8 protein-coding genes and 1 pseudogene are annotated in these 10137 nt (G+C 37.8%); all 9 read right to left on the reverse strand.

Going from position 1 to position 10137, the window contains the following annotated elements; genetic code table 11:
* Positions 1 to 109: 109 nt before the first annotated feature.
* On the reverse strand, positions 110 to 1168 hold the full coding sequence (gene pseI / locus Q1A48_RS19680) for a pseudaminic acid synthase (protein WP_299948335.1): 1059 nt from the start codon (positions 1166 to 1168) through the stop codon (positions 110 to 112).
* Positions 1158 to 1685: a UDP-4-amino-4,6-dideoxy-N-acetyl-beta-L-altrosamine N-acetyltransferase gene (gene pseH / locus Q1A48_RS19685; RefSeq protein ID WP_299948337.1), complete on the reverse strand. Its 528-nt coding sequence runs from the start codon at positions 1683 to 1685 to the stop codon at positions 1158 to 1160. Before pseH ends, pseI begins: the two co-directional genes overlap by 11 nt.
* Positions 1678 to 2793, reverse strand: a complete 1116-nt coding sequence (pseG, locus tag Q1A48_RS19690) for a UDP-2,4-diacetamido-2,4,6-trideoxy-beta-L-altropyranose hydrolase (RefSeq protein WP_299948339.1) — start codon at positions 2791 to 2793, stop codon at positions 1678 to 1680. The genes pseH and pseG overlap by 8 nt, the downstream gene beginning before the upstream one ends.
* A 2-nt stretch (positions 2794 to 2795) precedes the next feature.
* Positions 2796 to 3494 carry a pseudaminic acid cytidylyltransferase gene (gene pseF / locus Q1A48_RS19695; RefSeq protein ID WP_299948341.1) on the reverse strand — a complete coding sequence of 233 codons (699 nt, stop codon included), beginning with the start codon at positions 3492 to 3494 and terminating at the stop codon, positions 2796 to 2798.
* Complete coding sequence (pseC, locus tag Q1A48_RS19700; RefSeq protein WP_299948343.1) at positions 3491 to 4651, reverse strand: UDP-4-amino-4,6-dideoxy-N-acetyl-beta-L-altrosamine transaminase; 1161 nt, start codon at positions 4649 to 4651, stop codon at positions 3491 to 3493. Before pseC ends, pseF begins: the two co-directional genes overlap by 4 nt.
* Positions 4652 to 5650 (reverse strand): UDP-N-acetylglucosamine 4,6-dehydratase (inverting), encoded by a 999-nt coding sequence (gene pseB / locus Q1A48_RS19705; protein ID WP_299948345.1) that lies wholly within the window; start codon positions 5648 to 5650, stop codon positions 4652 to 4654.
* 15 nt (positions 5651 to 5665) lie between these two features.
* Positions 5666 to 8458, reverse strand: coding sequence for a hypothetical protein (locus tag Q1A48_RS19710; protein WP_299948347.1), 2793 nt, complete (start codon positions 8456 to 8458; stop codon positions 5666 to 5668).
* 51 nt (positions 8459 to 8509) lie between these two features.
* Entirely contained in the window at positions 8510 to 9388 is an 879-nt protein-coding gene (locus Q1A48_RS19715; protein WP_299948349.1) for a hypothetical protein, read from the reverse strand.
* Between the two features lie 288 nt (positions 9389 to 9676).
* Positions 9677 to 10137 (reverse strand): annotated as a pseudogene (locus Q1A48_RS19720) (hypothetical protein); the annotation flags it as partial.

The raw sequence follows: 10137 nt of genomic DNA on the forward strand, positions 1-10137 counted from the left end.
AAAAAGCGAGAAGCCTACGGGCAACTGGCCGCTTTTTCTAGCTCCATTGAGATATGCACTTACAAGTTGAATCTAGGGAACTTAATAACTGCCGGGTTACTATTTTATCCTAATCAAAGAAATACTCGCTCAGTGCAGGTTTATTCTTTTTCACAGAAACTTTTATTTTTCGACCGATAATTTTCTCTAAGTATTTCGGTGGCAGACCGTAACCAGGCCTTACACTTCGAATATGATCATTTGTTAAAGTTTCACCTTCTAGTAAATCCTTAACGAAATATAGAGAACGTCTGAACTGGATATTCTCTTGCTCACTTGATTTAAACCCATAATTGACAAACCCTAAGGCTTCCCAGGCTGTTTTACTATTTTCACATAACGCTTTCAATTCTGAGGGCTCTAAAGAAAAGCTATCATCAGGGCCACCTGCACTTCTATCTAAAGTGAAGTGCTTTTCTATGATTGAGGCACCTAATGAAATGCTAGCAATAGCAGTTGTATTGCCTAATGTGTGATCAGAGAGGCCTGTCACCAACTGATATCTCTTAGACATGTCAGCTAAAGTCCTTAGATTGTAATCTTTTGGGGGAGCTGGATATCCACTCACACAATGAAGGATAGCGACTTCTTTGCATCCCCCCTCCTTTGCAGTAAAAATCGCCTCTTGAATTTCCTCTTTATCTACCATACCAGTTGAGATAATCATTGGCTTTCCTGTGCTCGCAACATATTTTATTAACGGTAGGTCAATCGCTTCAAACGAGGAAATTTTATATACAGGCACATTCAAATCTTCCAATAGGTCAACTGCTGTATCATCAAAAGGGGAACTGAAGATTGTTATTTCAAGTTCCTTAGCCAACTCAAACAAGGGCTTATGCCAGTCCCAGGGCATGTGAGCTTCTTGGTATAAGTCGTAAAGAGTTCTTCCCGCCCAGGGCCCTCCTTTAATTCTAAAGTCCTGATAATTGCTTTTTAAAGTGATTGTATCCGGGCGATAAGTTTGTAGCTTTATTGCATCTGCACCCGCACGTTTAGCTTCTTTCAATAACCTAATAGCGGTTTCAAGTTTTCCGTTATGATTAGCTGATAACTCAGCAATAATATATGGTGCATTCAATGTCGATATTCGACGCCCGGCAATTGTAATGCTAGGATTATCCAACATATACTTTCCCCTTTTGATTCATGTACCAATCATTTTTTAATAGACCGAAACAAATAACAGTGCGAGCGTTCCTTTCATCGAGATCCTGAACTCGCAGAATTTTTTCCTGTTGAAAACCGAATCTCAAGTGAAAGTTAATTGATTTTTCGTTGTATGATAAAGCTTGACCACAAATTTTACATAGCCCAAGGTTTGTAAAAGCAAAATTTATTGCTTCCTTCCCTAGAAGTTGCCCCGTTCCCCTCGGAGCGATAGGTGCAGTATAAAATCCCCAGTCGGCAATTTTACCGCCCTCAATTTGACTAAAGCTAATAAAACCGTGCGGAGTTCCTTGTAGTTGGAAAACTAGTAAGTGCTTCGTTGGTATCTTTAAACATCGTTCATACCAGCTTTTATGCTCAACCCAGCTTATTACATGCTGAGTAAACATATACTTCCGAACGTCGATGTGATTACGCCACTCCAAAACCATATCCAAGTCAGAGTCAGTCATTTTACGAATTGAATCATCACTCACTACTAGATACCAGTTCCATCGTATCTGCTACTCTTTTAGCTCCAAATCCATCAGTAATATTAGCAGCCAAATTTGACATCATAATCATTGTTTTTTGATCTTTTACTTCTGATATCAACAAAGGCAGATTAACTTCAATATCTTTTGGTTCCCCAATTAATTTTGCAGCTCCAGAATCACCTAGAACAATAGCGCCGACCCGTTGATTTTCGGCAAGAATAACTATTAATGAAGGTACGCCTAGACAAGCTCGTTCCCATGAAGTAATTCCAGCAGCTCCGATTGAAATATCGCAATCTGCCAACATCTGCCCCATATCAGTAACATCGCAAAACAATCTTACATTTAATTTTGATCTCTCAGTAGCCTCTTGGACTTTACCTATCCAGGGAGAGTGTCGCCCTAAGATAATTGAAACTTGACAATCTATTGGCAGATTACATACCTCCAATATATTAAGCACTTGCCCACTTGAATTAAGATTATCGACTCCACCCATAGAAACAAGAATCTTATTTAACTGGGGCGCAGATCTTCGCTGCATACTATAATTCCTCAATTCTGAGAATTCCGGTCGTAGCAGAGCATATTCCGGACCTAGCAGACTTAAACTGTCCTCTGGAATCAGATTAGAATAGTCAGAAAAAGAACGTCCTAGGTTTTGATCAAGAAGTAAATCACATATATGAGCACGATCAGCAAGGTCATCAATTACCATTAGATAGTCAACATATGAATTGACCTTTGACTCCCAGGACTTATCAAGGGAATAATGATCAACAACCAGCCAATCTGGCTTTAATTTGGTGATAATAGATATTGTTTGCTCTGCATCTACTTTCCAGTCACACCTTAACAAGGATGTATGCTTTGTTGTATCATCGTATTTCTTTTTTTCTATAGCAACTTTATATTGTATATATGGAAGGGCAGACAGTGCAAAGCCTTTGCTTTCAATTAAGTGTAATAAATTGCATGGAAATTCTCTACATATGAAGTGACAGCTAGCTCCGCGCCTTTCAAGCTCCCTAGCAAGAGTTAAGCAACGCATTATATGCCCGGTCCCTATTCGTAGTGATGCATCAACACGAAATACAATTTTCATCATATTCAACTCCTATCGTGCATCCGCGCTACTCGAAACATTATTTCAGCTCGCTCCCAATCTTCAGGAGTATCAATATCCTGAACTCGATACCTAGGTAGGCATATAGGAATAGTATTGGAGGAAAAAATAACCTTCTCCTCTAACCACGCCTTTGCTTTTCCCCAGTAAAACTGGCCAGCATCATGGTATACCCGCTCTAGATCTTGGGAACGAGTACCAAAATGTTTAGGGTAGACCATTTCAATCCGGCCGGAGTCGTTCATGCGGACCGCCCTTTGTATAGGAAAAGCGTAGCTTGTCACAGAAAATACATAATTCGCATTTGAATTAATTAATAACTGCAAACCTTTATCAATATCTTTCACACTTAGAAATGGAGCTGTTGCATATATACAACATAGATATTCAATGTTCACATACTGGCTTTGAAGCCACTCAATCGCATGACGAACAACTGGAATTGTACCTGTAAAGTCATCAGATAATTCAGCGGGTCGAATAAAGGGAACTTTGGCCCCATAACTTACAGCTATTTCTGCAATTTCGGAATCATCAGTAGAAACAATTACCTGATCAAAGCATCCGCTATTTCGGGCAGTCTCTATTGACCATGCAATCATTGGTTGTCCACCAAAAATTTTTATATTTTTTCGTGGAATTCTCTTGCTTCCACCTCGTGCTGGGATAACTGCAAATTTCATAATCCAATAGCTCTACCTAATGCAAACCTAACTGTATCCTGTTGAGCATCAGTCATGCCGTGGTATAACGGCAAACTAATTGCTTCACAATAGTAACGCTCTGCTTCAGGAAAATCACCTACACGAAACCCAAGATTTTGATAATAAGGCTGTGTATGTACTGGAATATAATGCAGATTAACGCCAATTTCATCTTCCCGCAATAACTCAAATATTTGGCGATGACTTACACTTAGTTTTTCAACCTCCAGCCGGATTACGTATAAATGATACCCAGAATAGTTGTCAGGATTCTGCCACGGTGTCTTAATCGGAAAGTCTTTTAACAGCTCATTATAGCGAGCTGCCAATTCGTGTCTTCGTACTACAAAAGAGTCTAAGCGCTTGAGCTGAGAAACTCCAAGAGCCGCCTGAAGCTCAGTCATACGATAATTGAAACCTAGTTCAATTTGTTGATAATACCATGGCCCATCAGACTCATGAGACATCATTGATACATCTCGGGTAATACCATGACTACGCAATAATGCCAACTTTTCAGCAACCGCGTTTTCATTTGTTACTGCCATTCCACCTTCAGCAGTTGTAATTATTTTAACAGGGTGAAAGCTGAAAACTGTAATATCACTAAATCGACAATTTCCAATAAAATAATTTTTATATTTTCCACCAATAGCATGAGAAGCATCCTCTATTATTTTAAAACCAAAGCGCTGTCCCAGTAGCCAAAACTTTTCCATTTCACATGATTGCCCGCATAGATGAACAGCTACTATAACCTTAGGCAAGCATTCTTTTTCTTCTGCCTCTATTAACTTTTTCTCAAGCAATATAGGGCATATATTGTATGTTCTTGGGTCAATATCAATAAAATCTACTTTTGCCCCGCAATAAAGCGCACAATTTGCAGAGGCGACAAAAGTAATAGGGCTAGTCCATAGGGTATCGCCACTTCCCAACCCAAGAGCTAAGCAAGAAATATGTAATGCCGAGGTAGCGCTATTAACTGCTATCGCATACCTTACACCTACATAGCTAGCCACGCTTTTTTCAAAGTGAGGTACCATTGGACCTTGAGTAAGAAAGTCCGAAGTGAGAACCTTTATGACAGCGTCAATATCGGCCCGCGTAATATCTTGACGTCCATAAGGAATCACTTAAATACTCCCAATCTTTTTTTTATTAAGATCGATCCAAGAACCAAGTTCTTCCTCAGTCATCCAATTTGAATTATTATCACTAGAATATATAAAACCTTCAGGAACTTTCTCCCCAAGCTTAATTCTGTTAATATCTTTATCCCAATTATGAATTGCCGGAAGAATTTTATAGTACTCAGAATATTCATAAGTGTAGAAAGAGTCCTCTGTGCTGATCATTTGCTCATGAAGTTTTTCTCCCGGTCGAATACCTACAATTTTATGCTCGGCATCGGGTGCAATAGTTTTTGCAATATCAGTAACTTTCATTGACGGAATTTTTTTGACATAAATTTCTCCACCTTCCATATCTCTAAATGTGTGCCACACTAGCTCGACACCTTGTTCAAGGGAAATCATAAAACGAGTCATTCTAGGATCAGTAATCGGCAGTTTTCTGTCTCCACGAATCGACATAAAGAAAGGGATTACGGATCCTCTTGATCCCATTACATTTCCATAACGAACAACTGAAAAGCGGGTGTTGTGAGATCCTGCATAGGAATTTCCAGCCACAAATAACTTATCGGATGTTAATTTTGTGGCACCATATAGATTTATCGGGCTGCTCGCCTTATCTGTTGATAACGCAACAACTTTTTTCACTCCTTTATCGATACAGGCATCTATGACATTCATTGCTCCATTGACATTGGTTTTAATGCACTCAAATGGATTATATTCTGCTGTAGGTACAATTTTAGTCGCCGCTGCATGCACTACATAATCCACTCCATCAAGTGCCCTATAAATTCTACCTCGATCCCTAACATCCCCAATAAAGAAACGTACTCTTTGATCATTTTGGAATTTTTTTGCCATTTCCCACTGCTTCATTTCATCACGAGAAAATATAATCACCTTATCTGGAGCATATTTATTCAAAAGCATTGGGATAAATGTATAGCCGAAGGAACCTGTTCCACCTGTAACTAAAATGCTCGAATTATCAAACATTTTTATACTCCAAAATTAATATAAGGAATGAATTCCAGCCTCAAGAAACTGATCCATCACACTTCCAAGATCTAAGCCAATAGCAGATTGTGCTTTTGCTATATCTATAAAACCCTTTCCCGCAACACCAGCTCCTACAAGTACTAAATCCCCTTGATTAACAATGTCTTTTAGTTTATCACCGATATCCTGAAAGACATATGGCAAACTTATACCAGCTTTTACGTAACAACCATTATTCAATGTTTTATAGTGCGTTGGTACATTGACAGTAACTAAATTAAAGTAAGTCCCAATTCTAGACTTCAAAACATCACCATTACCACTTGAGACAACAATAACTTTGTTTGCCAGTTTACATAGCTCTTGGATATTTTCAATTTTGCTAAAAATCGCTACATTAGATTTGTCATCGGCATAATACTTCTCCTCACTATCAAGAGCTTTAATACCTTTCAAGACTGACAGTAAACCTCGACCTTGCAAAGTACTTTGAAGAGACTTGGAGTTATTAGAGTGGTCTCTAAGAAAACGATAAATACTTGGAATACCTATTATATCGGCATTTTTAACAGCGTTCGTACCAGCTCTTATGACACTTGCTCTGACATTTTCAGGAATATGTTCACCCCACCAATGCCTCTCCCTATTAAGAGCATCATCAAATTTAAAAATGTGAGAGAATTCACGGAATAAATATCCCTCTCCATCACTAAGCCGTATAAATGAAAATCCCTCATGAAGCTTTATCTTTTTCTTGATAAAATTCATAAAATCATCTGCCACCTTATAATCTCTAGCAACATCAATAAACCTAGCCCGATCTCCTAACTGCTCATAAACTTCACCAACGAATTGCGCATACTCAGCCTGTATCGTCGGCAGAGCCTTTAAAAACTCTACTTCAACCTCTCTAAAATTTTTATATGTAGTAAAACCTTTAAGATCCACCATAGACTGCACAGACAACTTCAATTCTTCTAATGCGGTTAATTTTCCGATCCCACTTTCTAAATATTTTATCAATACAGTTGGCTGAGGAGATAGATTTCTAACGAATCGAGTAAAGGCAACTCTTCGATTTATACCAGTTTCTGCAAAACTAAAAAACCTTATACTATCAAGATGATTTATCATATTACCTGCTTCTCCATGTCGCATGATTAAATCAAACATCTTTGTTTCCATCCATTTAACTGCTTTGCGATCTCCTGTAAAGTGCCAAACAAAACTCATCAAGGTTTCAAGTTCGTTTTTAGAAGGTTTATACCCTGTCCACTCAATTTTCTTTGAGTTTAACCAAAATTCAAGCACTGATTCGCAGGAAATCATGTCAACACATTCATATACTTTATTAAGAGCAGTTAGCCTTGCATCGAAGTAAGAATTTAGAGTTGTTATGGTCCAAAAATCATTATGCTGGTCAAAGCTTATATGTCCTTTATCCCGCACAAAGCTATTATTCAAACAAAGTAGGCCACGCAACAGTTGATATTCTCTAAGAGAATCCCTCTTCAAGCGTCCTTTACATTTAGTGGAGTGCAATACATTATTGAAAAATAACTTCTCTCTGGCTCGCTCTAATATATTTTCCATCGTATCTAACTGTGGCAAATATCTCCCTAAAATAGAAATAATATTTTCTTCACTTTTCTCACACCAAAATCTCTCTTTGCAATCGTTTAAATCTAGACTAGATACTAATCTAGAACTCACAAAACCATAGTAATCTCTACTAATATTATCTAGCTCAAAATATTGATAAACTAAAAATCCATTTGCTAAAAGCTCGATAACCACTGAAGAATTTCCACAGATAGCAATATGCGGAAAATCCGGAATAGAATCAACCAAATCGACACCAATATCTACTAATATTTCTTTATGCCTAAACCCAGGGTGTGGTTTGATAAAGACCTTCCGTACTCGTGTATTTGCTTGTAACACCTTAATAAGTTTTTCCAATTCCTCTAATTGAAAAACACTACTGGGATATATAACAATAAGGCATTCCGATGCAGATTTAAGATACTTTCTAGCAGATACTATTTCACCAGGAACTAAACTCCCTTCCTGGCGAGGAAGGCAAATATTCGGATTTAATTTGCTTTTAGAAAGTGAGCAGTATATTTCTCTCGAGATAATATTTCTAAATATTGAGAAATCGAAATCATTGCTGGGAAATATATTAGTTACTTCTGCATGCTGAACATACAAAGTAGCGATTCCTCGTAAACGCGCAGCAATTGTGAACGCAACAGGGACAGGAGAGTGATCATTTGCTACAACAAAAATCTTTGCTTTAGTCTCCTTCAAAGTCTCAACACAAGAAAAAAAAGCCACTGCATAATTTATAATTTGATGCAGTAGACCCTTACTTACTTTTCTCCTTAAAATTAAAAAGTGCTTAATTGCAGTCAAAATAGAAGGTATATCATTGTCCGAGAAAGGAATCTCTATCTTCGCTAGATCATGTATATTAGTCAAACTGCTTCTAAATTCATTTCGTAATAAAAGTTTGGAAACAAAGTCAAGCTCTCTTTTATTATTTTTAGTAGATCCATACGCAATAATCTCTTTGTTCTGATGAAGCTTATGTATATTAAGGCTAATCTTGGATATTCTTCTTTGAAAAATATGAAAAGCTCGGAGATAAGTAATACAACCATCCTCATCTTCAGCTTCAATGTATTCCAACCTATTTAAGCGTATGCCTAATATTTGATCGTAATTTTTGTTGCCATCAATTACCGATGCCACTTTATCCAGTCCCAAGCTAAAAAATTCCTGAACCTTATCTACTGACATAAAGATCTCAAACTATGAAAAATAATGGAATGCAGTACAGATACTGGAAATTTATAAATTATATTGCTTAACCAACTTAAGTCTTAACGGGCGTGTTCTTTCACGCAGTGAAGATGTTAAACGCCAAATAGTAGGGTTTTTAGGATTAATCAGTTTTTTTAATTGTCTTAAAGAATTATAAATCAAGTTAAAACGGAATAAATTCATTGACCCCATAACCTTTCCCTTTTCAGGTATGATTTTTGAGTTAACGAAAAAATATTTAAGTTCCATCTCAGCTTGTAAAAGTTGCTTCAATAAGATATTATTTTCTTCTTTATGCTGGGCTGCATTTTTCTTTGTTAATTTTATCTGTGTATTTTTATCTCTTATCTCATCCAATAGATACAGTAACTCCTGACCATCAAGATATGGCTTCTTTAACCTAGGAAGCATCGACCTTTGTTGCAGCTTATCTATCAATACCTGCACATCACGCTGCCTCTGAACCAGCTTTGCAGACAAGGATATAGCTAATTGGCTTGGCCGCTTAATGTTTGGCAATTCAGAAAAAAATAATTTAGAGTCTAAGTCGAACGTGTCAGTTAACATTTTAATATTATTCGTTGGGGATGACGCAAAATCTTCATAAAAAAGCACAGCAGAATCTTTAGATACATTGATTAAAGATCGAATTATAAATTCAGCCTCCTGCCTCCAACTTTGCAAGATACCCATATAGTCTTCCCCAGAATCAACAGCTAATGCCACAGCAGTCTCAGGGGCAACACATATAAAGATATCTCTATCTCTATTTTTTTTTGGAGAAAAATCTGTTAGTGAACTAGCTATTTCCTTACTCGGCAGCTTGCCATGAAAAACATCCAACAAGTGAGATTGAACACAACTCATAATCCACAGTAAATTCTTTGAACTATTTATTTTATTCATCTTCCGAACCTAACAAGTTGTCATCATACCTCAACACTACACATTTTTTATAACACAGCCCACCAGAACCACCTAGACCATTATACTCTGACTCACATCGAGATAGCCTAATATCCTATTCTTACTAAAGGGCACCTCTATGAAGCCACATAAAACTGCAAAATTCAGTGCCTCCGGTGTTTCTCTTTTCTTTATCGACCATAATTTCATTAAAGGTCGAGAAAAACTGCTATTTAATGGGTTTTAGAGCTATTTCGGTCTGTTCTAAGGAAACTTCCTCCTTATTCCTCATGTAGCAGGTGCACATTGGCTCTGAAAGCTTACAAATCGACGTATGCTGTACACCAAATTTTTCACGCCAACCTTAACCGAAGCGCGCAAAATTCCAATAATCCGTATGAGCATACCGCCCTGCTCATTTTCCATTGATCCAAACACGTGCTCGACTCTAACTCTGGGCATGCGGCGGTTCTCTTCCGTGGCTTGCTTGCAGAGAGGCTTAGCCCGGCTCCCTTTCTTATGCACATGGCAGCGGTATCCCATCGCATTCAGCTTGATCTCGTTTCCTTCACTGTAGTAAGCACTTTCTGCCCAAACATCTTTGGAAGTGTTGTCGCTCCGCAGTTTATAGAACTCCTGGGACTCGTGTACTTCGGCAGAGGTGATCTCGTAATCTCGTAATCTCGTAATCTCGTAATCTCGTAATCTCGTAATCTCGTAATCTCGTAATCTCGTAATCTCGTAATCTC

Origin of the sequence: uncultured Microbulbifer sp. (assembly GCF_947489355.1) — a bacterium.
Lineage (GTDB): Bacteria > Pseudomonadota > Gammaproteobacteria > Pseudomonadales > Cellvibrionaceae > Microbulbifer.